The organism is Streptomyces sp. NPDC001941 (assembly GCF_040296945.1).
GTDB lineage: Bacteria > Actinomycetota > Actinomycetes > Streptomycetales > Streptomycetaceae > Streptomyces.
In genome coordinates this window covers 77,621-103,763 of the sequence record NZ_JBEOYE010000019.1, presented here as the reverse complement: position 1 = coordinate 103,763, position 26,143 = coordinate 77,621, and the positions used below count along the sequence as shown (strand labels likewise).

Below are 26,143 nucleotides of genomic sequence, written 5' to 3'. Positions count from 1 at the left end.
CGGGGTCTCACTGCCCGTCGAGCAGGCCCCACTGCTCGGCCAGCGCCACCGCGTCCCGCCTGCGCGTGACGCCGAACTTCCGGTAGACGCCCTTGACCTGCGTCTTGACGGTGTTCACCGAGACGTGGCGGCCGGCCGCGATCTCCTCCAGCGTCCGCTGGCCGCGCAGCAGCCGCAGGACCTCCAGTTCGCAGCTGGTCAGCCGCTCGGGCCTGCCGACGGGCGCCCGCCGGTCGGCGGGTCGCACGGGGGTCGGCCGCGCGGACGGCCCGGGGGCGTCCTGCCGTACGGGCGCCGCCGTCCCGGCCCGCCAGGCCCGCACCGTGCCCTCCAGGGCGGCCAGTTCGGCCGGTGTGCTGCGCTCGGTGAGCTCGCGGTGGAGGACGCGCAGGAGCAGCGGGTGGTGCCGGTAGCGGCTCGCCCCGCACGGGACCAGCAGGTCGCGCTCCGTGGCCAGGCGGCGCAGGGCGCGGCCCGCGTCGGGGCGGCCGGTGAGGGCCCGGGCCAGGGCGGGGTCGAGGTGCTCGCTGGCGCTGGTCCGCACCAGCAGGTCGACCTCGTCCTCGGGCAGCCGCTCCAGGAGCTCCCGTACGAAGAAGTCCGAGCACAGGCCGCCCGCCCTGGCCCTCACCTCCAGGCAGTCCGTCCAGGGCTCGGCGTCCTCGCGGGCGAGGGCGGCGCAGCGCAGGCCGACCGCCCAGCCGCCGGAGCACTCCAGGATCGCGTCGAGCGTCCCGTCGTCGTGGTCGATGCCGGAGAGCAGGAAGAGCTCACGGGCCTCCTCGCGGGTGAAGGCGAGGTCCTCGGCCCGGATCTCGGTGACCGCGCCGGTGGCGCGCAGCCGGTGCAGGCCGAGCTCCGGTTCGCGGCGGGCGCCCAGCACCACCTTGAGCCGGGGCGGCGCGTGGCGGATCAGGCCGAGGACGGTGCTGCGCGCGGGTCCGGACAGCTCGTGGAAGTCGTCGAGGACGAGGAGGAGCGGTTCGGGGAGGGTGGCCAGGGCGTCGACGAGCCCGGAGGCGATGCGGTCGGGGGCGGCGGCCCCGGCCAGCGCGGCGCGGTCCACGGCCCCGCTCCCGGCGATCGTGGCGGCCAGGTGCTCGGCGAGCGAGGTGAGGTCGTTGTCCTCCTCGTCCAGAGTGAGCCAGGCGCGGGCCCGGGGCAGCACCGTGGAGGTGCGGATCCAGGAGGCGAGCTGGCAGCTCTTGCCGGTGCCGGGCGGTCCCACCACCGCGGTGAGGTGGCCCGCGATCCCCGCGTCGAGGCGCTGGTCGAGCCGGGGGCGGGCGACGAGCGCGTCGGGCGGCCGCGGGCTGAATTTCGTGCGGAATATGCCGTGCATGCCTTCCCCCGGCCGCTTTCTTTTCGGTACGCGCCGCTTTCGTTTCGGTTACTCAAGGATTCCCTTTCGTCCGGGACCTTTGTCAATGATCCTTAGGTATGAGCGGGCCCTTCCGCGTGGTCCCTTCGGATTCCCGCCGGGACCAATGGCCCGGCGGGAAAAGGTCTTTCGGCCCCGTGTGACGCGTCAATTGGTCCCGAGTAGAAGAGCCCTCCGGGGAAATCCACCCTTCATGCACGTGTCGTCCCGCACCCCGGAGTCCCCCGTGCCCTCGCCGGACGGGATGCGCCGGGCGCGGGCCGCCGCCGTCGCCCTGGTCGTCGCCGGCGCGGTCGCCCTCGAATGCCTGGACTTCGTGGCCGGCTTCCCGCACGGCTCGTGGCTCCCGCTGGTGTCCGGCCTGCTCGCGGTCGGGCTGAACGTGGTGCCGCTGCCGTGGCCCGACGTGGCGCGCCAGGAGGCCGCGCGGGCGGGCGCGGGCGTGGTGCTGTCCCTGTGCGTGACGGCCGGGATGCTGCTCGCGGGGGCGCCGGCGGGGCCGTGGGGCGCGCTGGAGTCGGGGGCGCTGCTGCTCCTGCTGGTGCCGCTGGTGCGCCGGGACCGGGGCCGGGGCATCGGGTGGCTCGCCTGGGCCCTGTCCCTGTCGGTCCTCGCCTCGCCGCTGCGGGTCACCCCGGGCGTCGAGGACCTGCGCTGGTCCGCCGTGCTGGCCGGGGCGGCGGGCGGAGCCGTACTGCTGGGGCTGAAGCTGCGGGCGCTGGACGAGCGGCGGCGCCGGGCGGTGACCGCGGTGCGGCAGCACGAGCGCCTGGACCTGTCGCGGGACCTGCACGACTTCGTGGCCCACCACGTCACGGGCATCGTCGTGCAGGCGCAGGCCGCGCAGGCGGTGCTGCGGGACGACCCGGAGGGGGCCAGGGAGGCGCTGCGCCGCATCGAGGCGGCCGGCGTCGAGACGGTGGAGGCCATGCACCGCGCGGTGCGCAGCCTGCGCGAGGACGGCGGGGTGCGCCCGCTGCCGCCCGGCGCCCTGGTCCCCGAGCTGGAGCGGCTCGCCGGGGCGCGGGGCGCGCACCTGGAGGCCGACGAGGCGGTACGGGGCGCCGCGCCGGACCCCGGGACCGCGGCGGCCGTCCTGTGCGTCGTGCAGGAGGCCCTGACGAACGTGGACCGGCACGCCCTGGGCGCCGAGGACGTCCTCGTCCGCGTCACCCTGCGCGGCGACCGGCTCCGCGTGCGGGTCGGCAACGGCCCGGCGCCGGACCCCCTCCTACCGCCGCTCGCGCGCGGCGGCTTCGGGCTGCTCGGGGTGCGCGAGCGGGTCGAGGCGGCGGGCGGCACGCTGCGGGCGGGGCCCACGGCGTGCGGCGGCTGGCTGGTGAGGGCCGACGTGCCGCTGCCCGGCCGGTCCGGCGCGCCGGGACCCGTACCCCCGCGCCCGGACCCGGGGCGCTCCCACCCGTACGGCACCGGGGACGTCCGGCCGTGAGCGAGCACGAGGGACGGCCGGTCGTGACCCACCCCGCCGGCCGTCCGATACGCGTCCTGGTCGCCGACGACGAGGAGATGGTCCGCACCGGCTTCCGGATGATCCTGGAGGCGCGGCAGGACATCGTCGTGGTCGGCGAGGCCGTCGACGGCGTCGCGTGCGTGGAGGCGGCGCGCCGGCTGCGCCCCGACGTGTGCCTGGTGGACGTGCAGATGCCCCGGCTCGACGGCCTGGCCGTCACCCGGCGGCTGACCGGGGGCGACGGCGGGGAGCCGCTGCGGGTCGTGGTGGTGACGACGTTCCACGACGAGGACTACCTGTGCCAGGCGCTGCGGTCCGGGGCGCACGGCTTCGTCCTGAAGACCGGGAGTTCGGCGCTGCTCGTCGAGGCCGTGCGGGCGGCCGCGTGCGGGGACGCGCTGGTGTCCCCGGCGATGACGCTGCCGCTGCTGCGCCGGATGGTCCTGGAGGGCGCGCCGCCGCCGTCCGCGCTCGACGGTGCGCTGTCGGAGCGGGAGCTGGCGCTGGTGCGGCTGGTGGCGCACGGCCTCACCAACAAGGAGATCGCCGACCGGCTGCTCATCGCCGTGCCGACGGTCAAGTCGCACCTGACGAAGGTCCACACGAAGCTGGGCGTGCGCAACCGGGTGGAGCTGGCGGCGTGGGCCTGGCGCACGGGGCTCGCGGAGCCGGGCACGCCGCTGCGCTGACGCGGTCGTACGGCGCCCGGTTCCCGCCCCGCGCCCGGTGTCGACCCCCGCGCATCACCCGTTCCCTCACCCGCGTCACCCGTTCTCACACCGCTCACCTGCGTCACCCGCCGCGCAGATCACCCGCGACGCGTGATGAAAGCCCGCGCTCCGAGGAGTTCATTGGGATCGAGCAAGATCCCCGAGCGAACGACACGGAGCCCGGCATGGCAGCAGGCACCCCCTTCGAAGGACTCGGCGCCCTGCGGCGTCTGGAAGCCCTCTCCGGGCCCGTCGCCCGACCCGTCCGCGCCACCGTGCGGCTGCCCCCGCTGCCCGGTGAGCCCGACTACTCGGTGTACGTCTCCGCGATCGGCGACCCGACCGTGTTCCGCTCGCGCGGCCAGGGCCGGATCGACGGCCTGGACGGCGCGGGCGGCGGTACGGATCCGGAGCGGGCCCGGCTCATCAGCCTGGCCGAGGCTCTGGAGCGGTACACCAACTCCCTGTTCCAGCCCGAGCTGGTGCGCTGGGCCACGGCGGAGGAGCTGGGCGACGAGGCGGTCGACCTGGACGCGCTGCCGCGCTGTTCGGACACCGAACTCGCCCAGGACGAAGCCTGGTTGCTGCCTCCGGACAAGTCCCTGCCGCAGCGCTGGGTGCGCGGCTGGTCGCTGACGCGGTCGCGCCCGGTGTGGGTGCCGGTCGCGTACGTGTGGCTGTTCACCACCCCGCAGGCGCTCGGCGAGCGCACCACCCACCCGATCTCCACCGGCTGCGCCGTCCACTCCGACGTCCACCAGGCCCTGGTGAACGGCATCTGCGAGGTCGTCGAGCGGGACGCCATCGCGCTCACCTGGCTCCAGCGGCTGCGCCTCCCCGAGATCGACGTCTCCGCGGCGCCCGCGCTCGCCGAGCAACGGGCCCGCCTGGAGGACGGGTTCGTGCGCTACCGCTTCTACGACGCGACCAGCGACCTGGGCGTGCCGGTGGTGTACGCGGTCGTGCTCAGCGACCACAACCCGGAGCTGGGCCAGCTGGTGATGTGCGCCAGCGGGCCCGACCCGGTGGACGTGATCCGCAAGATCTACCGGGAGGCGGCCTCCTCGCGGATCGCCCTCCAGTCCGGGCGCGAAGCCCCGGACGACCCAAGGGACTTCACCGACGTGATGCACGGCGCCGTGCACATGGGACGGGCCGACCGGCGCGGCGCCTTCGACTTCCTGCTGGCCGGTCCGCGCCCGGTGCGCCGCCCCGCCGACCTTCCGACGCTGACCGGCAACGGGCCGCGCGAGCGCCTCGACCAGCTGGTGGAGCGACTGCGGCGGGCCGGGGCGGAGGCGATCGCGGTGGACCTGACGACCTCCGAGTGCCGCGCGGTCGGCTTCCGTTCCGTACGCGTCCTCGTCCCGCAGCTGATGCCCCTGTCGTTCGTCCACCGCAGCCGCTACCTGGCCCACCCCCGGCTCTACCGGGCACCGCTCGCGATGGGCCTGGAGAGCCGCCCGGAGAGCGCACTCAACCCCGACCCGCAGCCGTTCGCCTGAGCCGCACTGGAGCAGCGCACCATGACCGTCTCCCGCACCCCCCTGCACACCGTGTGGACCGGCGACTTCGGCCGCGAGGTCGCCGTCCGCCTCGCGTCGCTGACCGGCGCGCCGCACGACCGAACCGACCCGCCCGCCACCGGCCGGGCCCGCTGGCCGCACGCCGGTCTGCGGGTGGTGGCCGCGTGGCGCGGCGACCCGGCCCTGTTCGAGGAACTGGCCGCGTACCAGGCGGCGCTCGGCGTGCCCTGGCTGCCGGTCGTCCACGAGTTCCCGGCGATCCGGGTGGGCCCGCTGGTGGTGCCGGGCCGCGGCCCCTGCCACGGTTGCTACGTGCGGCGCCGGGCGCAGCACGACCGCTCCCCGGGCACCAGGACCGCGCTGCGGGCGTCGGCCGAGCGGGACGCGGGGGCCGGGGTGCGCGGCTTCACCGCCGCGCAGGCGATGGTCGCCGCGGGCCTGGCCGGCCGGCTGATCGCCGACTCGGTGGACGACCGGGGCGCCCACGCGGGGACGGTCCTCGTCTACGACGTGCTCACCCGCGGCCTGCTGGCCGACACCGTGCTCGGCGTCCACGGCTGCGCCGAGTGCGGCACCCCTCCCCACCCCGACGACGGCTGGCGCCACCTCGCCGACGACCTGGCCGCCCCCGCGCGCGTGAAACCGGCCCTGCCCCGCCGTCGCGTCCTGCCCGCCACCAGCTTCCGAGAGGAGACCGTGCGATGAACTCCGCGACCGCCGCGCGTGGCGGCATCCCCGTCGCCGCGATGAGCGACGCCGTGCGCACCGACCCCCAGTTCCGCCTCCCCGTGCGCCCCTCGCTGTGCCGGGGACTGCACCTGGTGGACACCCCCGAAGGCCTGCTGATCGACGGCGCGGCCGAGCGCCAGCAGCTGCGCGGGGCCTCGGCCGCCCTCGTACGGAGCAGGCTGCTGCCGCTCCTGGACGGCACCCGGGACGCCGCGGCCCTCGCCCGGGAGACCGGCTGGTCGCCCAGGGCGGTCGGGGACGCGCTGGCCGTGCTGTACTTCGCGGGCGTCCTGGAGGACGCCGCCGCCGAGGTGGAGCCCGAAGGGCAGCCGCCGTCGGAGCAGGCCGCGCTGTGGTTCTCGCGGACCCTGGACTGCAGCCGGGTGCACCCGCACTCCAGCCACGCGGCACTCGCCGCCGGGCAGGCCGTGGTGCGCCACCTGCTGCCACCCGCCCGCCGGGCACCGCTGCGGGACGCCCTGCGCGACCTGGGCACCACGGACGTGGCCTGCCTGGCCACCGACGACGCGGGCCCGCTGCCGGACGACGCGGTCGTGGTGGTGGACCTGGGCGCCCCCGCGGAGCTGGCCGGACCACTGCTCGCCGAGTGCGCCGAGCGGGGCCTGCGCGTGCTGCTCGTGTCCGACGAACCGTCGTGGGAAGCGGCCCGGGAGACCGGGGTACGGGACGGGGCCTCCGGCGCGGGGCCGGTGCGGGACGGGGACGGGCCGCGCGCCGGGAGCGGGACCGCCCTGGGCGTCGGGCCGTACGTGGAGCCGGGCGCGACCGCGTGCCTGGAGTGCGCGCGGCGGGCCCTGCCGGTGACGAGCGAGGGCTGGCCCGCCTCCGTCGACGCCGCACGGCCCTCGCCGGACGACCTACTGGCGGCGGCGCTGGTGGCCGAGGAGCTGAGGGCGCTGCTGGTGCGCAACGAGCCCGCCGCCACGCTGGGGGCCCGGCTCGTGGTCGACCCGGCCGCCGGGAGCACGAGCGTGGCCAAGCTGACACCCGAGCCGGACTGCCCGCGCTGCTACCCGACGGGGGCGGGGCGGGAGTTGACGGAGCGGGCTGCCGCTCCGCTGCACTACGAGGCGGCCGTCGCCTTCCCGCCCCGGCACCTGGTGAACCCCAAGGCGCACCAGCACCACTTCCGGCCGGAGAACGTGGGCCTGCAGTTCGACCGCCTGCGCTACCCCAACAACCCCTCGCTGCCGCTGCCCCCGGTCGCGCCGGGCGTGCTCGACGCGCCGCCCGCCGACTCCGGCCCCGCCGCCTGGGCACTGCGGATCGCGGCCCTGCTGCGCTTCGGCACCGGGCTGCGGGACGCCGAGGAGCCGCGCCCGCGCCGGCTCTCCCGCTGGGCCCCCACCGGCGGGAACCTGGGCTCCCCGCACGCGTACCTGCTGGCCTCCGGCGTGCCGGGGCTGCCCGACGGCGTGCACTACTACGACGCGGGCGCCCACGCGCTGACCGCCATGCACCCCCACACCCGGCACCTGGCCGAACTCACCCGCGACCTGCCCACGGGCGCCCCGGACGAGCCCCTGCTCCTCCTGGTACTCGCCGGCGAGCTGCACCGGGTGGCCCGCAAGTACGGACCGTTCTCGTACCGCGTCGCCCACCTCGACGCGGGCTGCGCCCTGGCCCAACTGGCCCTGATCGCGCAGGAACTCGGCCTGGGCTTCCTGCCCCTGGACCCGGCGCCCTGGCAGCAGCGGCGCGAACGGGTCGTCGGGGTCAGCGGCCCCGCCGCGATCACCGCCGCCGTCCGCATCACCCCGGAAGGGAGCACCCCGTGCCGCTGATCGACGTCACCCGCCTCACCGAGGACCTGCTCCTCGACACCGCGCCCGGCGCGCCCGCGCCCACGACCCCCGCCACGACCGCCACCGCCCCGCCTCCCCTGCCCGGCAGCCCGGTGCGCGCCCTCGACTCGCGCACCGCGGTGCGCCACTGGGCCCCCGAGCCGCTGGACCGGCGGGTGCTGTGCCGGGCCCTGGCCCACGCGAGCCTGACCGACGCCTGCCTGTGGGCCTCCGGCGGGGCGCCCGCGACGGCCGCGCCCACCGCCCTCGTCCTGGTGCGCGACGTCGGCGGCACCCGCCCGGGCGTCCACGCCTACGACCCCGGCTCCGGTGAACTCGTCGCCGAGCCCGGCCCGTTGCCTGACCTCCGGGACCTCGTCCTCCAGCTGGAGTTCGCCCGGGCACCGGCCATCGTCGTGGTGCTCGGCGACCTGGTCGCGGCCACCGAGCGCGCCGGGGCGGCGGGACACCGCCAACTCCTCACCAGGGGCGCCGCGTTCGCGCACTCCGCCTGGTTGTCCGCGCTGTCCGAAGGGGCCGCGGGAACGGTCTTCGCCGGGGTGCTCGGGGCCGCGGGCCGCACCACCCTCGGCTTCGACGGGGCCCGGCGGGCCCAGCTGATCGCCCTGGCCCTGGGCAACCCGACGCGGGAGGAGGGCCGATGACCCGGAACCGTACCGTCGCGGACGCCACGGACCCCGCGCCCGCGCCCGCGCCCGTGGTGTCGTGGATGGACACCGAGACCCCGGCCGCGCGCCCCGACATCGAGATCGTCGAGGGCATCGACCACCAGCTGGTGGCCTTCGACCCGGTGTCCGGGCACTACACCCGGCTGTCCCGCAGCGGCGCCGCGATCCTGCGCGCCCTCGACGGCACGCACACCGGACGGCAGTTCGCCGCCGCCGCGGTGCGCTCCGGCGGGCACGGCAAGGACGCCGAGGGGATCGTGCTGGCGTTCCTGGAGGAGCTGCGGGCCGCCGGGCTGCTGACCGTGCCGCCCGAGCCGGGCGCGCGCAGCGACGCGGTGCGCTTCGCCCGGCGCAGCCACATGCCGCGCCGCGCCCTGGCCCGCGAGTCCCTGGACACGGTGATCCGGCCGATCGCCGCGCTGGTCGGGCGCGCGCCGCGCGTCGTGGCCGCCCTGTGGTGCCTGGCGGCGCTCGCCACGCTGTGGCAGATCGGGCGGGCGTTCACCGCGCCTGACGCCGTCGCGCGGTTCAGCCCCGCTGGGCTGACCTGGGGCTGGGCCCTGCTCCTGCTGTTCCTGGTGCAGACGCCGGTGCACGAGCTGAGCCACGCCGTCGCGTGCCGCCACTACGGGGTGCGGATACGGGAGATGGGCGTCGGGCTGCTGTTCTACGTCGTGCCCGCCGCCTACGTGGACCGCACCGACGCCTACCGGCTGAGCGCCCGCCGCCCGCGCGTGGTGATCGCCCTCGCCGGGGTGGCCGTGGACCTGTTGTGGGCGGGCGGCTACGCGCTCCTGGCCACCCGAGCGGACGGCCAGCTCGCGCAGGCGGCCTCGCTGGTGCTGCTCCTCCAGGTCGTGCTCCTGATCGGCAACCTCAACCCGCTGCTGCCGACGGACGGCTACCAGGCCCTGGAGGCCGGCCTGGGCGTGGTGAACCTGCGGGCCCGCGCCTTCACCGCGCTGCGCTGCACGGTGCGCCGCGGCCCCCGGCCCAGCTGGCTCACCGCGCGCACCCGCGCCCAGCGGGCCGGGTACCAGGTGTTCGGGCTCGTCTGCCTGGGCTACGCGGCCATGGTCGCCGTCATGCTGGTGCACACCGTCGGCCTGGCGGTGGGGTGAGCGTGATGGACTCCCGTACCGCTGTGCCGAGCACGGTAGACGCCCGTTCCGCTGTCGCGAGCACGACGGACCCCCGTACCGCCGTGCCGAACAAGACGGACCCCCATACCGCCGCCCCGGCAGCACCCTCCCCGGCGATCACCCCAACTCCCCTCCCTGACAAGCCCGTTCGGCCGCTCCACCTGCTGCACGGCCCCACCCTCGCCCGGGTCGCCGGGCTCCCCGCCGCGCGGGTGGAGCCGCTCGCCGCCACCCCGGTGGCCGACGCCCTCGGCGCCCTCCACGACCTCGCGTCCCGGCTCGCGGCGCTGGGAGCACCGGTGAGCGACGCCCTGCACGCGGTCGTGCCGCACCTCGCCGACGCGGGCACCCGTCGCGCGGTCCTCGCCTGGCGGCGCGCCGCCCACGCCGGGGATCCCGCCGAGGTTCCCGACCGGGCCCGGGACGCGGCGGCCCGGGTGGCCGGCCCCGAGGCGCTGGCGCTCCTCGACCAGTGGCTGCGGGTCGCCCACGAGGCACGGGAGGCACGCGCCCGGATCGCGCGGGAGGCGGAGGCGGCACGGCTGCGCGAGGCGGCGGCCCTGCGCGCGCTGCTCGACGAGCCCGCCCTCGCCGACGCGCTCGCCGTGGTCTCCCCCGGCTTCCTGCGCCACGTCCCGCCGAGTGACGCCCCGCTGGGCCGCAAGCGGACGGCGACGGCCTACCGCTACGCCGTGCGGGCCGCCCTCAAGCCCACCCCCATGTCGTCCCTGGCCGAACCGGCGCGCACCCTCCCGCACCACCCCGGCGCACCCGGTGCCCGTGTCACCCTCCACCCCCTGCTCACCCGGGCCCTGCTGCGCGCCGCCGCGCCGCACGAGGGCGTGCGCGAGCGGCTGGCCTGGCTGCCCAACCGCTCCCTGCGTTCGGGAACCGTCAGCAGCCCGCACCTGCTGACCGGCGACGGCTACGTGTGGAGCTTCGAGGAGGCGGCGGACGCCCGGGAGCGGCCGGACCTCACAAGGCCACTGCCCGACCCGGGGACGCTGTCCTCCGTACGGCTGGCGCGGCTCCTGGAGAGCGGCTTGGCCGACCTCGTCGACCCTTGTCCGCAACGGGAGTTGCCCGACTGGCTGGCCGACGCACTGGCCGGAGCGCCCGAGCCCGCCCGGTCGGCCGCCGCCCCGCTGGCGCGGGCGGCACGGCACCTGCGGGCGCTCGCGGACGCGGACGCCGCGGAACGCACGGCGCTGCTGGACGCCCTGGACGCGGAACTCGACGCGTCGCTGCGCGCGCTGGGCGTCGCGGACCGCTGGCCGCTGCCCGTCGTCCCGACGGTGTACGAGGACCGGACGACCGCTCCCGTACGGCCGTTGGAACCTGTGCACAGGGCCGCGCTGGACCGGTACGCGGAGCGGACGCTCGCGCGGGCCCGGCTCTCGCCCGCGTACGAGTCGCTGGTGGCGGCCTTCGTCGAGCGCTTCGGGCGCGGCGGGGTCTGCGACGACGTGTACGGGTTCTGCCGTGACGTGGCCTCGGGCGCCTGGCCGCTGGACTTCCGCGGCGCGCCCGACGGGCCCCCCGTCGGCGCCGGGCGCTCCAGCGCCCGCCCGAGCCTGGGCCTGCTGTGCCAGGCGACGGGACCGTCGGACGCGCCCGGCGCCGACCGGCCACTGGTGGTCGTCAACGGCGTCGGGAGCGGTACGGGCTCGCTGGTCGCCCGCAACCACCGGGACTTCGACGGCTTCGACGGCGAACTGCGTGACTGGCTGCGCGCGTTGTATCCCGAGGCCGGGCGGCTGGCCGCGTTCGTGCCCGCCTGGGACTGCCATCCGCTCCAGGAGGCGAGCACCGGGGTGCTGCCCGCGCTCGGCTGGCCACTGGGGCCCCGCCGCCCCGGGCCCCACCTGGACGTCGACGAGCTGCGCCTGGTGCACGACCCGGCCCGCAACGCCCTCGAACTGCGCGACGGTGACGGCGTACCGGTGGCGGCTCCCTATCTCGGGACGGTGCCCCAGCACCTGATCACCGGGCCGCCCAGGGTGCTCACCGTCCTGGCCGACCCGTGGACCCTGCCGCCGCTCCCCGCGGCCGGTCGGCTACCCGGTGCGGGGCCGCGCAGGACCGAGGACGGCACGGTGACCGCCCGCGCCTCGTGGCGGGTGGTCCCCGGCGACGTACCGCGGCGCCGCCCGGACGAGCCCGTGGCCGCCTTCGTCGAGCACGTCGACCGGTGGCGGCGCGCCCTTGGCCTGCCCGCCGAGGTGTTCGTGAAGGCCGACACGCACCAGGTGCACGGCGCCGGGGCCCGGCTGCGCAAGCCGCAGTGGCTGGCCTTCGCCTCGCCGGAGGGACTCGCGGTCCTCGCGGGCCTGGCCGGGGCCGCCGACGGCGCGCCCCTGCTGTTCGCCGAGTGCCTCCCGGCCCGGGCCGACCTGCCGGAACCACGCCCCGGCGAGGCGCCCCGCGCCGTCGAGCACCTGCTGCACTACGCGCTGACCGACACCTCCCGGACCCACTCATGACGCACCCGAACTCTCCGGTCTCCTCCGGTTCCTCCGGCTCCCCCGCCTCCTCCGGCGACGACTGGCTGTACGCGCGCGTGCACCACGCCGGGAACTCCGACGGCGAGCGACTGCTGTGTTCCTTCGTGCCCGCCTGGCGGGATGCCGCGCTGCGGGCGGGCGCGACGGGCTGGTTCTTCATCCGGTACGCCGACGCGGGCGGCCCGCACCTGCGGGTGCGCTTCCGGGGCACGCCGGAGGTGCTCGACGACGTGTTCGCGGTGGGCCGCGACCTGTGGTCGCGTACGGCCGACGTACCGGTCCCCGCGGGCGGCCCGCGCCGGCTGCACCCGGAGGCGGACTCCTGGATGGCCGTCGGCGGCCACCGCCGGCTCGGCTTCGGGGTGTACGGGCGCGAGCACCACTACTACGGGGCGCCCGCAGCCGTGCGCGTCGCGGAGCAGGTCTTCGATCGCGGCAGCGACTTCGCGCTCCGGGCCGTCGCCGCGACCGCCGCCGACCCGGCCCTGGCCCACCCCCACCGGGCCGTGCTCGCCCGGGACGCGATGGACCGCTGCCTGGACCTGCTGCTCGACGCCGCGCGCCAGGAGCGGTTCCGCGCCCTGCACACCGCCTACTGGAGCGGGCGGGCGCCGGACGGGCCGCCGGACCCGCGCCTGCTGGGCCTCGCCGCCGACTGCGCGGCGGCCCTCGGGGCGGGCCCGGACGCGGACGTGCGTGCGGCGGCCCGCGGCCTGGGCGAGGACATGGCCGCCGGGGTGCGCCGCGCCCTGGACGCGGACCCGTCGGCGAACGCCTCCCGGCTGCTCCTGATGCAGGTCCACATGACCTTCAACCGACTCGGCCTGCTGCCGCTGGAGGAAGCGGTGGCGGCCCTCATGACCCGGTGTCCGCAAGGGGCGCCGCGACCGGCCCCGGCCCGGGGCCGGTGAACACCCACCCGCACGACGACGCAACACGACGAGAGAGGAAGTCCCCCATGACTCCGACCGCGCTCAGCGCCGCGCACGGCCTTCCCGAGGTCCTGGACCTCGACCTGTCCGCCGAGGCGCCCGAACTGGAGCCGCTGCCCGAGGCCATGTCCGCGGGCTCGTGCGCCGGCTGTGTGGGCTGCGCCGGCTCCTTCTCCACCCCGGCCGGCTCGTTCGGCACGGCGGGCTCGGCCAGCTCCGCCTGACCGTTCCGTCACCCTTCCCCACCCCGCCCACCCGACGACTCGGAGGAACGCAATGAACACGTCCGACCTCGACCTGCGCCTGGAGCACGAGCTGCCCGAGCTGGAGCCGCTGCCCGACGCGCACTCCGCCGCGGGTTCCACGGCCGCGAGCCTGTCCACCGGGAGCAGCATCTCCACCCCGGCGGGCACCTTCGGCTCCGCGGGCTCGGCCAGCTCCGCCTGACGCGGACGGCGGCGACACCCCACCGCCCCGCGACACGACCCGTACGAAGCACGACCCCTACGGAACAAGACCCGTACGACACCACGATCCGCACGACGTGCAGGAGGACGACCGTGAACACCCTTCACGAGCTGGACCTGGACCTCAGCCTGGAGCAGGAGCTTCCCGAGCTGGAGGCGCTCCCCGACGCGCACTCCGCGAGCGGCACGGCGGGCAGCGCCAGCTGCATCGGTTCGGCGTCCTGCCCGGCGATGACGTACGGCTGCGCCGCCTCGGTCAGCTCGCACTGACCCGGCGGCCCTGACCCGGCCCCACTGACCCGACTCGCACTTCCTCACCCCATCACCGAGAAACCCCTGAGCAACCCCACTACCGGGAAACGGAGCACCCCATGGACTTCCTCGACCTCAACCTGGAGCTGGAGGCCCCCGAGCTGGAGGCCCTGCCCGACAGCCAGTCGGCCGCGGGCTGCGTCGGCAGCGCGGGCACGTTCAGCAGCGCGTCCTGCCCGGCGAGCTCGCTGAGCAGCACCAGCACGGCCGGAAGCGCCGGCTGACGCACCTCATGACACCGGGGCCCGGGAGCGCGCGCGTGCTCCCGGGCCCCGGCCTGTCACGGGACGGCGGGCGACCCGGCCCGCCGGGATCTCAGTCCGCGACCGGCCAGTTGAGCTCGGTGCGCAGGTCGGCCGGGTCCATGTCCGGGGTGGGCTGGGTGACGTACACCTCCCAGAGGTCCTCCCCCGCTGTCAGCCCCTGCTCGCGCATCCACCCGCGCAGCCGCTCCCAGGAGGCGCCCAGGGTGTCGAACGAGCCGTGGTGCGTCAGGCGGGCGACCCGGCCGCCGGGCAGCGAGCCGGGCACGACGCTGCCCTCGGCCGCGACGGGCCGGTCGGTGACGAAGCCGACCTCCAGGTCCACGCTCTCGCCGGGCACCCCGTGGTAGAGCCCGAAGGCCGGTCCGGCGACGGCGAGTTGCTGGGACGCGAGCGTGCGGGCGAGGGCGCCGAACGACGTGTCGAAGAAGGCGCGCAGCTCGGCCGGGGCGACGACGTCGCGGACGACCGCCGTGGTGGCCGGTGCCAGCCGCACCAGTCGCGGTTCCTCGGCGCCGCCCGTGGGGTCGGGTCCCTGGTTGCTCATGCCACTCCCATCAGAGGTACGGGTCACGGCGGCCCCGGGTGCGGACCGCTCCCCCACACGATGCCCCCTGCCTGGCGGAGTACGTGGCATTCGCGTGCGGGACATTGGCGTGCGGGCGACACGGTGACGGACGCGTCCCGGCGTCAAAACCGTTTGAGCGCGACCCCGCCGTGTTCCTACAGTCGGCGTGCGACGACGTGTAGCTCAGCAGCAGAGCGCCGGGCTCAGGTCCCGGAGGGCGCAGGGGCGGAACCTGCCACGTCGGCTTATGGACAACAACGCTGACCAGCAGCTCTCGACGGCCACTTCCCCCGCCGCCTCCTCCTACGCGCTCGGCATGCTGGCCAAGGCGTGCGCCACCGCGCGCGGCCACCAGGACGCGGACACCCGACGCCGCGCCGAGGACAAGGCACGGCGCTGGCGGGACGTGCTCGCCGGGATGACGTCGGGCCGCGTCTCCGTGGGGTCGCGCACCCCGGTCGCCGGTCTCCCCGCCTGGGTCACGCCCGAGGTCGTCCACGGCGGCTTCGCGACCGGGCGGGCGCAGGCGGAGGGTCCGATGCTGCCGTACGAGAGCGCGGCCGCGCGCGAGGCCGGTGTGCCCGCGACGCGGGCGGCGCTGTTCGCGCACCACCTGACCGGTCCGGGCCTTGAGCGGCTGTGGCGGCTGCTGGACAGCGGTCGCTACGAGGCCGCGCTGCCGGAGGAGGCGGCGCTGTTGACCGTGGCCTGGCTGGTGCGGGCCGGGGACGTGGGGGCGGCGGCGGAACTGGTGGAGGAGCTGGCCCCGTTCGCGGACCGGCTGCGGTTCACGCCGCGCCCGGCGCAGGCGCCCGCCCCCGACCGCACGGCCGTGCACCGGGCCACCGCCGCCGACGCGGGCTCCGCGCTCGCCGCGCGGCAGCCGAACGGGGCGGTGGAGGCGCAGCGCGAGGCCCTGGCGGTGTGGCGGCCGTTCGAGGACGAACTGCTGGTCCACTGGCTGCTGACGGCCGAGGACGGCGAGCCGCTGCGCCGGGCACCGGACGCGGCCTGGCGCGAGCGCGGGCGTGAACTCCTTGCCACGTACGCCGAGTTGGACGCGCGACACACGCGCTGTGCGCGGCGGCGCGGCCCGAAGGGCAACCTCGGCATCCTGCGTTCCTGCCTGGACGAGGTCGTGTCCGGGCGCGAGCTCGACGCGCGCCGGTACGGGCTGCTGAGGACGGCCGTGTCGGCGATGGTCCGCAAGCGGGGGCTGCCGGGTTCGCCCGGGCACACCGCACTGCGGGCCGTCCAGGCCCGCCAGGCCGCCCTGCCCTCGCACCACGCGCTGGCGGGGGTCCTGGTGCGGCGCCTGGCGGACCTCCGCCAGGACGTGGGCGTGTCCGACGTCGACGCGGTCCTCGGACCGGTGACCGCCCGGGAGCAGGCCGAGACGGGCGTCGCCTCGGGGGCGGTCGTGCCGGACGTGCTGCGGCGGGTGGTGGAGGGCGCCCTGAGCGCTCCGCTGGCGACGCTGGTCGAGCGGGGGGTCGTCCCGTCGGCGGAGGTGCTCGCCGAGCTGGTGCCCCAGCTGGTCGCGGCGACGACCGCGGAGTCGTACGCCGATCCGGCGCTGCGCACGCTGGCGGCGGCGAACTACCGGGCCTTCCGCAACCGCCGTTCGCTGCTGCTGCTCGACCTGCGGCACCAGGTGCGCGTCGATGAACTGCCCTGGGTGCGCGCCGTGTCGGGGCACCGCGCGCCGGCGGGTGACGGCCGGGGCGCGGCGGACCCTTCGCTGGTGGCGCTGCGCGACCTCGGGGAGCTGGCCGTGCGGGCGTTCCCCGCGACGATCCTGCCGAATCCGCTGGTGCGGGAGCTGTCCGCGCTGGCCCGGCAGGCGGGTCTGCGCGCGCCACTGGTGGAGGAGCTGGCCGCGGACATCTTCGAGGGGGCCTTCACCCCGAAGTTCCTCGAAGCCGCCGTGGTCGCAGCCGAGTTGCTGGGCGGCTCGCTCTACGAGCGCTACTACGGGATCGACTACGCGGCGGTGCGCGCCCTCGCGGAGGCGGAGGCGTCCGGCCGGGGCGCTCCCGGGGTGCGGACCTCGCCCGGGTTCGCGCGCCTGTGCGCCGAGCGGGCGGGCGGGCGCACGTCGTCGTGGTCCGTGGCGGCCAACGGCAAGGTGATCGAGCAGTCGCAGATCCTCACCACGCACAACCTGGCGCTGCTGGTGTCCCGGGTCGGGATCGCCCCGGAGCCGGGCTGGGAGGAGCTGGCGCGCCGCAGCTTCACGGCAGTGTGCCGGCTCGCGGACCAGGCGCACCACCAGCCGCGCCCGCTGGCGACCATCAAGGACGCGGCGTACGCCTGGCGGCAGATGCTGTTCCACCTGTCACTGTGCCCGGACGACACCCGGGATCGGGTGCTGTCCTGGCTGGACGGAGAGGTGTCGCGCCATCCGTGGCACGTGGGGGTGCGCCTTGAGCCCGCGGTGGACGGGCTGCGGCTCGTGGCGGCCGGGGGCCGCTTCGGTCCTGACGGCACGGCCGACGACGGCCGGGCCCGGCGGCTGACGGGATGGACCACGGAACGCCACTGGATGCGGTGACCGGGGCACACAGAGCGGCACCGGATGCGGTAGCCGGGGAACACGAGCCCCACCGGTTGCGTTGGCCGGGCCCGGCGTTCCTCGTACGAGGCATCCCGGACCCGGTCCGAGGCGCGTCGCCGCGGGCCCCGAGGGTGGACGTGGCACGGTGCCCGGATGAGAACCGGATCCCGCCCGCTCCGCGCGCTCCTCGCCTGCGCGGCACTCCCCCTCCTCCTCGGCGCGTCGGTGGCGCCGCCGGAGGCGCCGCACCGCTCCGTGTCCGCCTGGTTGCCGTACTGGACGACCGGGCCCGGGCTCGCCGACGCGGTGCGGCACGCCCGGGACATGGAGGTGATCAGCCCGTTCTGGTACGACGCGAGCGGCCCCTCGACGGTCGTGGCGCACGAGGGCGCGGAGGACCCGGCCGTGGTGCGTGCGCTGCGGAAGGCCGGGCTGCGCGTCGTGCCGACCGTGACCGAGACCATGAAGGCCGCCGGGATGGACGCGATGCTCGCCGATCCGGCCGCGCGCGGGCGGCACGTCGACGCGCTGGTGCGGATCGCGTCCCGTCCCGGGTACGACGGACTCGACCTGGACTACGAGCGGTTCAGCGCCGCGGCCGACGCGGCCCAGGCCGACCGGCTCGCCGCCGGGTACGCCACGTTCGTCGCCGAGTTGTGCGAGCGGCTGCACGCGGTGCGCAAGACCTGCACGGTCACCGTGATGTACCGCACGGCCGACGACGAACAAGCCACGGCCCTCGGCGAGTGGCACCGGGTCTTCGACTACGCCCGCCTCGGCCGGTCCGTGGACCGGCTGCGGATCATGGGCTACCAGTTGCACGGGCCGCTGGACGCGCCCGGTCCGCTGACCACGCCCGGCTGGTACCGCTCGATCCTGCGGTACGCGACGGCCCGCGTCCCGCTCGCCAAGCTGGAGATGTCCCTGCCGCTGCACGGCTGGGACTGGAACCTGGACGCGCCGGACAAGCGGGCGGGGAGCACCGACTGGGCCGGGGCGGACGCGCGGCGCCGCGCCCTCGGTCTGCCCCGCCGGGTCGACCCGGCGTCCCGCACCCCGTACCTGCGCTACCGGGACGACAAGGGTGCGCGGCGCGTCGTGTGGTACGAGGACGCGGGCAGCCTGGCCGCGCTGGTGCGCGAGACGGACCGGGCCGGGGTGCGCAAGCTGACCCTGTGGGCGCTGGACGGCCGCTCGGACCCCGCGATGTGGGACGCCCTCAAGCGATGAACTCCGTAGTCGATGACGGCCGTTGACGCCGAAGGGGGCGGTGCCCTGCGCGGCGCGCCTACCCCTCGTACAGCCTGCGCTCCAGTGGGGTGCGGAAGCTCGGGCGGACCCGGATGTCGTCGAAGTAGTCGGTCAGGCGGGCGACTTCGGCGTCGACGGCGGCGCGGGCCTCGCGCCCGGGGTCCGTCAGCAGGCTCACGACGACTTCCCCGTCCGGGCGTTGCGCCCAGCCGCCGACGACCCGGCCGCTCCACCACACCGTGGGCCCGACGTTGCCGTTGGTGTCGAAGAGTTCGGGGGTGTGGGCGGGGTCGAGGTACCAGTCGCGCCCGCGCCAGCCCATCGGCGTGGGGTCGAGCCCGGGGAGCAGCGCGGCGCCGGGTGCGGCGTCGTCGGGGAGGTCCAGGTCGTCCGGCAGGGCGTGGCCGGGGCCCGAGGCGAGGTCGACGGCGACGGCCGGGGTGCGGGCCAGGGCCTTGCGGGTGTCGGTGACCGTCCAGCCGGTCCACCACTTCAGGTCCTCGGTGGTGGCGGGCCCGAAGGCGCCCAGGTAGCGGGCCGCGAGGTCGGCCTTGGCGTCGTCGGCGGGGAGCTCGGGGTGGGGTTCGGCGACGGTCCAGCGGAACTGGGACGAGGCCCAGGTGCCCAGGGGCCGGCCGCGCCGGATCCGGCCCTCGGCGGCCATGACGCCCAGGAAGCGGCTGGTGATGCGCGGCCTGGTCTCGTACGGCTTGCCCGGGGCCATGGTGATCTGGCCCTTCAGGGCGGGGACGGCGTCCGCGATCTGCGCGGCGGTGGCCTCGCCGAGTGCGGTGAGCGCGGCCAGCACGTCCCGTTCGGTGGCCGCGAACCACCGTGCGTCGTGGCCGAGTTGCTCGTCGAGGACCTTCTGGAGGTTCTTGCGCTCGCGGGCGGCGACGGCGCGGGCGGTGGAGGCGTCGACGACGGGGGCGAGGGCGCGCGGGACGACGAACATGGTGCGCCGCATGCTGAGCATGCGCAGCAGGGTGCGCTCGTCGTACAGGGCGCGTTCGAGGTCGGCGGGCGAGGGCGCGGCGGTGCGGGCGGCGACGCTGAGGTAGACGCTGGACGGGTCGGTGGCGTGCAGCGCGAGCAGGGCGTCGGCGACCTGTTCGGCGGTGGCCGCGCGGGCGGGCGGGGTGAGCAGGTGCCGGGTGACGAGTGCGGCGCGCCGCTGTGCGTCGCTGATCTGCGGACGGGCGTGGTTCATGGCGGGGCCGGCGGACCCGGGACCGGACCGCCGTACACGTCCCTTCGGAGGTCGGGTGGGCCTGGCAGGGCTGCCGCGTCAGTGTAGGCACGGTGGCGGCGCACGCGCGTGCGCACGGCGCCGTCATCAGCGCCGGGCGCCTCGGTGTCGCCGCGTGCGCACGGCCCCGTCACCGGCCCCCGGCGGAGGCCTCCGGCGCCCTGGTGTCACCGCCCCCGCGTCACCGGCCCCCCGGGCGCCCCGGTGGCGTGTCACCCTCCGGCGGCCGTCGCGTCCCCGATCGCCTTGTCCAGGATCGTCAGGCCGAGATCCAGCTCGTCCTCCGTGGCGGTGAGCGGCGGTGCGATCCGGAAGACGCCGCCCATGCCGGGCAGCTGCACGATGTTCATGTGCAGGCCCAGCTCCAGGCAGCGGGCGGTGACCCGGGCGCCGAGCTCGTCGGTGCCCCGGGCGTCCGCACCGCCGCCGGCCTCCAGCTCCAGGCCGACGAGCAGGCCGCGGCCCCGGACGTCGACGACGGCCTCGTGCCGGTCGGCCAGGTCGAGCAGGCCCCGCCGGAGGTGCTCGCCGAGTGCCCGCGCCCGCTCGTCGAGCCGTTCCTCGGCCAGCACGTCGAGGACGGTGTTGCCGACGGCGGCGACCAGCGGGTCCGAGACGTGCGTGGTGAAGAACAGGAAGCCGCGCGCGTGGGCCTCCTCCTCGATCGCGGCGCTGGTCACCACGGCGGCGAGGGGCAGTCCCCCGCCCAGGGTCTTGGAGAGGGTCAGGACGTCGGGCACGACGCCGTCGCGCTCGAACGCGTACCACGTGCCCGTACGGCACAGTCCCGTCTGGGCCTCGTCCAGGATCAGCAGCATGCCGCGCTCGTGGCACTTGTCGCGCAGTGCCGCGAAGTAGCCCTCGGGCGGTTCGATGACCCCGCCGGAGCTGAGGATCGGCTCGACGATGCAGGCGGCCAGGCTGCCGGTGGACTGGGCGTCGACCATGTCGAAGCCGAAGTCGAGCTGGCGCCGCCAGTCGAGGCCGCCGTCGGGGGTGGTGAAGTCGGGACGGAAGGGGTGCGGGGCGGGTATGGCGAGGTTGCCGGGCGCGGCGGGGCCGTACCCCTTACGTCCGGTGCTGTACGTGGCGGAGGCGGCGGCCTGCGTCATGCCGTGCCAGGACCGGGCGAAGGACACGATCTCGTGCTTGCCGGTGACCAGCTTGGCCATCCGGATGGCGGCCTCGTTGGACTCGGCGCCGGTGGTGAGCAGGAGCACCTTCTCCAGGGGCTCGGGCAGGGTCTCGGCGAGGCGCCGCGCGAGGTCGACGACCGGGCGGCTCAGCATGCCGCTGTAGAGGTGGTCCAGGCTCGCCACCTGGCGCTGGACGGTCTCCACGATGCGCGGGTGGGAGTGGCCGAGGATGGAGCTCATCTGGCCGGAGGTGAAGTCCAGGACCTTCCGGCCCCCGGCGGTGTACAGGAAACTGCCTTCGGCGCGTTCGACGATCTCGCGCGTGAAGGCGGGGCCGTAGCGGACGAGGTGCTTGTCGGCCTGGGACCAGAACGGATCAGGGCTCGCGAAGGTCATGGCCCCGACGGTAGGCGGCGCACGCGCGGGGCGTCCATGTGCCGGAAGTCCCGAGCTCGCGGCCCGGGGGCGGGCGGGGCGGCCCGGTGCGAGACTCGAACGCGGAGTGCGATGAGTCCGGGGGCGCCGCGCGGTCTGTACCCCCGTGAGCGTCGTACCCCGCGAGCGTCCCGCTCCCGACCCGCTCCCCGTGGAGGACCCCATGCGCAGGATCGTCGCCGGAATGTTCGTCTCGCTCGACGGCGTGGTCGAGGCACCGGACCAGTGGCACTTCCCGTACTTCAACGACGAGATGGGCGCGGCCGTGGGCGCGACCCTGGGCACGGCCGACACCATGCTGTTCGGCCGCACCACCTACGACAGCTTCGCCGGGGCCTGGCCGGAGCGCGAGGCGGCCGGGGGCGAGGACGCCGGGTTCGCCAAGCAGCTCGGCGACGTGCGCAAGATCGTCTTCTCCCACCGGGCGCTCGACCTGCGGTGGCGCAACTCGGAGCAGGGCGAGGGCGACCTCGTCGAGTGCGTCAGGGCCCTGAAGCGGGACCCGGGCGGCCTGATCTCGCTGAGCGGGTCGGTCTCGGTGGTGCGCCAGCTGCTCACCGCCGGGCTGCTCGACGAGCTGCACCTGCTGGTCCACCCGGTCGTCGTGGGCACCGGCATGCGCCTGTTCCCGGAGGACGGCCCGAAGGTCCCGCTGCGCCTGGTCTCCTCGCAGACCTTCACCACGGGCGTCCTGAACCTGGTGTACGCGCCGGCCGACACCCCGGCGGAGGCGGGTTACGAGGAGGCGCGGACGCACCTGCCGCAGGAGTAGGTCACAGCGGCGAGCGCGGGCCTACTGGTTGTGCGAGAACGCGCGGATGGTGCGCCAGCGGTGGCGGAAGAAGCGGAAGAACAGCACTTCCAGGACCACCGCGTAGAGCACGGCGCCCGCCACGGCGAGGACCGTGACGCGGGTGCCGTGCCCGGCGGCCAGGGTGCCCAGGAAGTAGATGCCCACCACGTGGCCGAGGACCCCGGCGGAGAGCATGTACGCCACGGTCGCCGCGTAGGGGTAACTCATGTGCGTGCGCGTGGAGATGAGGCCGGACTCCCAGCTCAGCAGGCCGGGCCTGCCCAGCTGCTGGTTGACGCGCTGCTCGATCGCGGCGACGCCGCGCCCGGCCCGCTGGGAGCGGTGGTACTCCCCCAGCCAGATCAGCAGGCTCGCCTTCGCGCTCACCGGGATGAAGACCAGGCAGATCGGCACCGCGAGGCCGCGCGAGATCGAGGAGCCGAGCACCGCGGCCAGCACCACCGCCAGCGAGGTGAAGGCGAAGTTCATGATCTGGATGCGGTTGGTGATCGCCTGGAGGCTCTCCTGGCGCAGCGAGTTGTACTCGGTGAGCAGGGCCTGCAGCGCCGCCGACCGGGCCTGCGCCGCGGCTCCGGACTCCGGGGCGCCCTGCCCCGGCACCACCGGTGGGCCGCCCTCCCCCGCCGTCACCGTGCGGTCCCGCACGCGAGGAGGCCGGGGAAGCGGTCCCGGTCGTGCTCGTACGCGTACGGGAGCGCGGCGAGCCCGAGCGAGGCCGCCCGGCGCAGGTTGGGCTCCCGGTCCTCGACCAGTGCGGTGCGCCGCCCGGTGAGGGCCTCGGCGGCGATCTCCAACAGGCCGCGCCCCGGGTCGCCCTTGCCGACGCCGAGGTCCTGGGAGACGAAGACGAGCCCGGGGTCGATCCACTCGCCCAGGCCGAGCCGGGCGAACTGCTTGGCGTACCAGAAGCTGGTGTTGTTGGAGGCGATGCCGAGGACGGCCCCGGTCGCGGCGGCCGTCGCGAGCAGGCGCGGCGCCCACGGGCTGGGCCGCAGCAGCTCGCGCTCGACCTCCTCGACCAGGGGCGCCGGCAGGGCCGTACCGAGCTCCTTGGACAACTCCGCCCAGTAGTCAGCTTCCTGACGTCGCGTCACGGAGTACTCGGGCCACAGGAGTGTTCCGGCCGCCGCCGCGTCCGCGCGCGGGACGCCGAGCCGGTCGGCGAGTCCGCGTCCGGGCGTGAGCAGCAGGGTCTCCCAGGGGTCGCAGAAGAGCACTCCCCCGAGGTCGAACAGGATCACGTCGGCGGCGGACATCGTCGACTCCGTTCCCGTTTCGGCGCGCCAGGCGCTCGGCGAACGATCAGTTCACCGTAGCACCGGCACCCCGCCGGACAGGGCCCGTCGCCCGGATCGGGCCGGCGGCCCCCAGGCCCGTCGCCCGGATCAGACTCGCGCCCGCCCCCGGGCCCCGCGACCGCTGCCGGGCCCGCGACCGTCCTCGGATCGGCCCGGCCCCGCGGCCCGTCGCCCCGATCAGGCCGGGAGCCCCAGGAGCTTCACCCACTCCTCCAGGGCCGGGCGCTCGGCCAGGTCCGTGTAGGCGGTGGTGATGCCGTGCTCCTCGCGCCAGCGGGCCACCAGCGCCATCAGCCGCACCGAGTCGAGGCCGTAGTCGACCAGGTTCTCGTCGACGGGGATGTCCTCGGGCTCCTCGCCGAGCAGGTCGGCGACGTCGGCGCGCAGTCGTTCCAGCGTGAGGGCCATGGTGGTCAGCGCTCCCCTTCGGTGGCCAGGGCGGACAGGACGTCCTCGGTGGTGGTGACGACCGCGCAGCGCCCGGCCGCGTACCGCAGCGCCATGGCGTGGTCGTCGGCCGAGAAGTCGGCGACGGCGTCGGCGACGACGAAGGCCTTGATGTCGCGCATCCAGGCGTCGGCGGCGGTCATCAGGACGCCGATGTGGGCGTACACGCCGGTGATGACCAGCTGGTCGCGACCCTGGGCGGCCATCCGCTCGGCGAGGTCGGTGCGGACGAAGCCGCTGTACTTCCACTTGGTGACGACCGTGTCGTCGGGGCCGGGCGCGACCTGGTCCGCGATGGCGGCGCGGTGGGCGTCGGCGGGCAGGCCGGGTCCCCAGAAGTCCTGCTGGAGGCCGCGCTCCTCGGGGCTCTGGCCGCCGGGCTGCGCGGTGTAGAGGACGGGGACGCCCGCTGCGTGCGCCTGGTCACGCAACTGCGCGGTGTGGGACAGGAGTTGCGGGACCGGCTCGGCCCCGGTGTCGTACGCGGTGAGGAAGTGGTTCTGCAGGTCGTGCACGAGCAGGACCGCCCGGGACGGGTCGATCTTCCAGTCGACCCGGTTGGCGGGCAGGTCGGCCGCGGCGGGCATCGGGTACGGCGTGACGGCGGGGAGTGCCATGGTGCGGGGGGTTTCCGTTTCGGCTGGGCGGGTGGTCGGGGGCGGAGGTGCGTTACGGGACGGGCGGAGGGAACGGGGGCGCGTTACGGGGTGGTGGTGCGGGCGGCGTCCGCCCGCAGGTCCTTCTTGGAGATCTTCCCGACGCCGGTCTGCGGGAACGCCTCCACGAAGACCACCCGGTCGGGCACCTTGTAGGCGGCCAGGCCCCGTTCGCGTACGAACCGCTTGATCGCCACCGGCTTCAGGGGCTCGGCGTCCCGCTTGAGGATCACGTACGCGCAGGTGCGCTCGCCGAGGTAGTCGTCGGGCTCGCCGACCACGTTGGCGTCGTGGACGCCCGGGTGGGCCAGGATGTGGTTCTCCACCTCCTCGGCCGCGATCTTCTCGCCGCCGCGGTTGATCTGGTCCTTGGCGCGGCCCTCGACGACGATGTGCCCGGTGCCGGTGACCCGGACGACGTCACCGGTGCGGTAGAAGCCGTCGGGGGTGAAGGCCCGCTGGTTGTGCTCCGGGGCGCGCCAGTAGCCGCGGATGGTGTACGGGCCCCGGGTGAGCAGGTGCCCGGTGGCGCCGGCGGGCAGGTCCCGGTCCTCGTCGTCGACGACGCGGATCTCGTCGTCGGGCGAGATGGGCCGGCCCTGGGTGGTGACGATGACCTCTTCGGGGTCGTCCAGGCGCGTGTAGTTGACCAGGCCCTCGGCCATCCCAAAGACCTGCTGGAGGGTGCAGCCGAGCGCGGGGCGCACCCGGCGGGCCGCCTCCTCGCTGAACTTGGCGCCGCCGACCAGGAGGACGTCCAGGCTGCCGAGGTCGTGGGGCGTCTTCGCCGCCGCCTCGGTCCACAGGATCGCCAGCGGCGGAACCAGGCCGGTGATCGTGACCCGTTCGGCCTCGATGAGCGGGAACGCGGTCTCGGGCGACGGGTCGGGGCACAGCACGACGCGGGCCCCGGCGTACAGCGCGCCGAGCGAACCGGGCGAGGACAGCGGGAAGTTGTGCGCGGCGGGCAGCGCGACGAGGTACACGCTGTCCTCGTCCACGCCGCACAGCTCGTTGGACCCCCACAGCGAGTAGATGTAGTCGTCGTGGGTCCGCGGGATCAGCTTCGGGACGCCGGTGCTGCCGCCGGACAGCTGGAGGAAGGCCAGGTCGCCGGGGGCCGGGCCGTCGGCGTCGACGGCATCAGCGATGACGGGGCCGGTGGCGGCGCCGGCGACGAGACCGGTCGCACCGGTGGCGGCGAGACCGATGGCCTCAGAGGCGACGACGCCGGTCGCGTCGGCAGCGACGCCCGTCAGCGACTCGAAGCCGTCCGGGTACTCCCCGTACTCCCCGGCACCCTGGTCGGCCACGAACACGTGGCGCAGGGTGGGTACTTCGGCCTTGGTCCTGGCGGCGAGGTCGCGGTAGTCGTAGCCGCCGTGCACGGGCGCGATGACGTACGCGACGGCCTCGGTGAACGCGCAGAAGTAGCGGATCTCGGTGTCGCGGTGCGCGGGCAGCGCGAAGACCGGCAGCGCGCCGATCCGGAACAGCGCGAAGACCACCTCGAAGAACTCCGCGGTGTTGGGCAGCTGGACGACGACGCGGTCGCCCTTGGCCACCCCGCGCGCGAGCAGCCCGGCGGCCAGCCGGTCGGCGCGCGCGTCGAGTTCGGCGTAGCTCCAGCGGCGTCCGGTGGCCGGGTCGACGATCGCGGTCCGGTCCGGGTGGGCGGTGGCGCGCTCGCGCAGCATCCCGCCGAAGGTCTCCCCGCGCCACCAGCCCGCCGCGCGGTAGCGTTCCGCGAACTCCGCTGGCCAGGTGGGGTTCTGATCCTGCGTCACCAAAGCGGACGCCA

25 protein-coding genes and 1 tRNA gene are annotated in these 26,143 nt (G+C 75.7%); 17 read left to right on the top strand and 9 right to left on the bottom strand.

Features of this window, described 5'->3' with window-relative positions; genetic code table 11:
* Window positions 1–7: 7 nt before the first annotated feature.
* The gene (locus tag ABT160_RS16075) at window positions 8–1,342 is read right to left on the bottom strand and encodes a helix-turn-helix transcriptional regulator (protein WP_351647911.1); all 1,335 of its coding nucleotides are present in this window, start codon (window positions 1,340–1,342) and stop codon (window positions 8–10) included.
* Between the two features lie 232 nt (window positions 1,343–1,574).
* Here ABT160_RS16075 and ABT160_RS16070 point away from each other — a divergent pair, with 232 nt between their 5' ends.
* From ABT160_RS16070 to ABT160_RS16010, 13 genes are all read left to right on the top strand, one after another.
* Window positions 1,575–2,831, top strand: a complete 1,257-nt coding sequence (locus ABT160_RS16070) for a sensor histidine kinase (protein WP_351647909.1) — start codon at window positions 1,575–1,577, stop codon at window positions 2,829–2,831.
* Window positions 2,828–3,541 carry a response regulator gene (locus ABT160_RS16065; RefSeq protein WP_351647907.1) on the top strand — a complete coding sequence of 238 codons (714 nt, stop codon included), beginning with the start codon at window positions 2,828–2,830 and terminating at the stop codon, window positions 3,539–3,541. Before ABT160_RS16070 ends, ABT160_RS16065 begins: the two co-directional genes overlap by 4 nt.
* Before the next feature lie 206 nt (window positions 3,542–3,747).
* Complete coding sequence (locus ABT160_RS16060; RefSeq protein WP_351647905.1) at window positions 3,748–5,067, top strand: YcaO-like family protein; 1,320 nt, start codon at window positions 3,748–3,750, stop codon at window positions 5,065–5,067.
* A gap of 21 nt (window positions 5,068–5,088) precedes the next feature.
* Entirely contained in the window at window positions 5,089–5,793 is a 705-nt protein-coding gene (locus ABT160_RS16055; RefSeq protein ID WP_351647903.1) for a TOMM precursor leader peptide-binding protein, read from the top strand.
* Complete coding sequence (locus ABT160_RS16050; protein ID WP_351647901.1) at window positions 5,790–7,622, top strand: nitroreductase family protein; 1,833 nt, start codon at window positions 5,790–5,792, stop codon at window positions 7,620–7,622. Before ABT160_RS16055 ends, ABT160_RS16050 begins: the two co-directional genes overlap by 4 nt.
* The gene (locus ABT160_RS16045) at window positions 7,613–8,287 is read left to right on the top strand and encodes a nitroreductase family protein (RefSeq protein WP_351647899.1); all 675 of its coding nucleotides are present in this window, start codon (window positions 7,613–7,615) and stop codon (window positions 8,285–8,287) included. The genes ABT160_RS16050 and ABT160_RS16045 overlap by 10 nt, the downstream gene beginning before the upstream one ends.
* Complete coding sequence (locus ABT160_RS16040) at window positions 8,284–9,432, top strand: PqqD family peptide modification chaperone (protein WP_351647897.1); 1,149 nt, start codon at window positions 8,284–8,286, stop codon at window positions 9,430–9,432. The genes ABT160_RS16045 and ABT160_RS16040 overlap by 4 nt, the downstream gene beginning before the upstream one ends.
* 83 nt (window positions 9,433–9,515) lie before the next feature.
* Window positions 9,516–11,936, top strand: coding sequence for a hypothetical protein (locus ABT160_RS16035; RefSeq protein ID WP_351647895.1), 2,421 nt, complete (start codon window positions 9,516–9,518; stop codon window positions 11,934–11,936).
* Window positions 11,933–12,868, top strand: a complete 936-nt coding sequence (locus ABT160_RS16030) for a lantibiotic dehydratase C-terminal domain-containing protein (protein ID WP_351647893.1) — start codon at window positions 11,933–11,935, stop codon at window positions 12,866–12,868. Before ABT160_RS16035 ends, ABT160_RS16030 begins: the two co-directional genes overlap by 4 nt.
* 47 nt (window positions 12,869–12,915) lie before the next feature.
* The gene (locus ABT160_RS16025; RefSeq protein WP_351647891.1) at window positions 12,916–13,113 is read left to right on the top strand and encodes a thiocillin family RiPP; all 198 of its coding nucleotides are present in this window, start codon (window positions 12,916–12,918) and stop codon (window positions 13,111–13,113) included.
* 52 nt (window positions 13,114–13,165) lie between these two features.
* Window positions 13,166–13,336 carry a thiocillin family RiPP gene (locus ABT160_RS16020; protein ID WP_351647889.1) on the top strand — a complete coding sequence of 57 codons (171 nt, stop codon included), beginning with the start codon at window positions 13,166–13,168 and terminating at the stop codon, window positions 13,334–13,336.
* Between the two features lie 113 nt (window positions 13,337–13,449).
* Window positions 13,450–13,626 (top strand): thiocillin family RiPP, encoded by a 177-nt coding sequence (locus tag ABT160_RS16015; protein WP_351647887.1) that lies wholly within the window; start codon window positions 13,450–13,452, stop codon window positions 13,624–13,626.
* Between the two features lie 101 nt (window positions 13,627–13,727).
* On the top strand, window positions 13,728–13,892 hold the full coding sequence (locus ABT160_RS16010) for a thiocillin family RiPP (RefSeq protein ID WP_351647885.1): 165 nt from the start codon (window positions 13,728–13,730) through the stop codon (window positions 13,890–13,892).
* A 91-nt stretch (window positions 13,893–13,983) separates the two neighbouring features.
* Here ABT160_RS16010 and ABT160_RS16005 read toward each other — a convergent pair whose 3' ends face one another.
* The gene (locus ABT160_RS16005) at window positions 13,984–14,478 is read right to left on the bottom strand and encodes a GyrI-like domain-containing protein (protein WP_351647883.1); all 495 of its coding nucleotides are present in this window, start codon (window positions 14,476–14,478) and stop codon (window positions 13,984–13,986) included.
* Window positions 14,479–14,671: 193 nt separating this feature from the next.
* Here ABT160_RS16005 and ABT160_RS16000 point away from each other — a divergent pair.
* From ABT160_RS16000 to ABT160_RS15990, 3 genes are all read left to right on the top strand, one after another.
* A tRNA-Leu gene (locus ABT160_RS16000) sits at window positions 14,672–14,743 on the top strand.
* A gap of 3 nt (window positions 14,744–14,746) precedes the next feature.
* Window positions 14,747–17,053, top strand: coding sequence for a hypothetical protein (locus ABT160_RS15995; RefSeq protein ID WP_351647882.1), 2,307 nt, complete (start codon window positions 14,747–14,749; stop codon window positions 17,051–17,053).
* Window positions 17,054–17,209: 156 nt separating this feature from the next.
* Window positions 17,210–18,286, top strand: a complete 1,077-nt coding sequence (locus ABT160_RS15990; RefSeq protein ID WP_351647880.1) for a glycosyl hydrolase family 18 protein — start codon at window positions 17,210–17,212, stop codon at window positions 18,284–18,286.
* A gap of 58 nt (window positions 18,287–18,344) precedes the next feature.
* On the opposite strand, the gene ABT160_RS15985 is transcribed toward ABT160_RS15990, so the two are convergent.
* Complete coding sequence (locus tag ABT160_RS15985; RefSeq protein ID WP_351647878.1) at window positions 18,345–19,517, bottom strand: winged helix DNA-binding domain-containing protein; 1,173 nt, start codon at window positions 19,515–19,517, stop codon at window positions 18,345–18,347.
* 251 nt (window positions 19,518–19,768) lie between these two features.
* The gene (locus tag ABT160_RS15980; protein WP_351647876.1) at window positions 19,769–21,088 is read right to left on the bottom strand and encodes an aspartate aminotransferase family protein; all 1,320 of its coding nucleotides are present in this window, start codon (window positions 21,086–21,088) and stop codon (window positions 19,769–19,771) included.
* Between the two features lie 202 nt (window positions 21,089–21,290).
* Between ABT160_RS15980 and ABT160_RS15975 the strand changes: the two genes are divergently transcribed.
* Entirely contained in the window at window positions 21,291–21,899 is a 609-nt protein-coding gene (locus ABT160_RS15975; RefSeq protein WP_351647874.1) for a dihydrofolate reductase family protein, read from the top strand.
* A 21-nt stretch (window positions 21,900–21,920) separates the two neighbouring features.
* Here ABT160_RS15975 and ABT160_RS15970 read toward each other — a convergent pair whose 3' ends face one another.
* The 5 genes from ABT160_RS15970 to ABT160_RS15950 all read right to left on the bottom strand — a co-directional run bounded on the left by ABT160_RS15970 (window position 21,921) and on the right by ABT160_RS15950 (window position 26,129).
* The gene (locus ABT160_RS15970; protein WP_351647871.1) at window positions 21,921–22,586 is read right to left on the bottom strand and encodes a hypothetical protein; all 666 of its coding nucleotides are present in this window, start codon (window positions 22,584–22,586) and stop codon (window positions 21,921–21,923) included.
* Window positions 22,568–23,197, bottom strand: coding sequence for an HAD family hydrolase (locus ABT160_RS15965; RefSeq protein ID WP_351647869.1), 630 nt, complete (start codon window positions 23,195–23,197; stop codon window positions 22,568–22,570). The genes ABT160_RS15970 and ABT160_RS15965 overlap by 19 nt, the downstream gene beginning before the upstream one ends.
* A 219-nt stretch (window positions 23,198–23,416) precedes the next feature.
* A complete protein-coding gene (locus ABT160_RS15960) occupies window positions 23,417–23,647 on the bottom strand; it encodes a phosphopantetheine-binding protein (RefSeq protein WP_351647867.1) in 231 nt (76 codons plus the stop codon).
* Between the two features lie 5 nt (window positions 23,648–23,652).
* On the bottom strand, window positions 23,653–24,303 hold the full coding sequence (locus ABT160_RS15955; protein WP_351647865.1) for an isochorismatase family protein: 651 nt from the start codon (window positions 24,301–24,303) through the stop codon (window positions 23,653–23,655).
* An 83-nt stretch (window positions 24,304–24,386) separates the two neighbouring features.
* On the bottom strand, window positions 24,387–26,129 hold the full coding sequence (locus ABT160_RS15950; protein WP_351647863.1) for a (2,3-dihydroxybenzoyl)adenylate synthase: 1,743 nt from the start codon (window positions 26,127–26,129) through the stop codon (window positions 24,387–24,389).
* Window positions 26,130–26,143 lie beyond the last annotated feature (14 nt).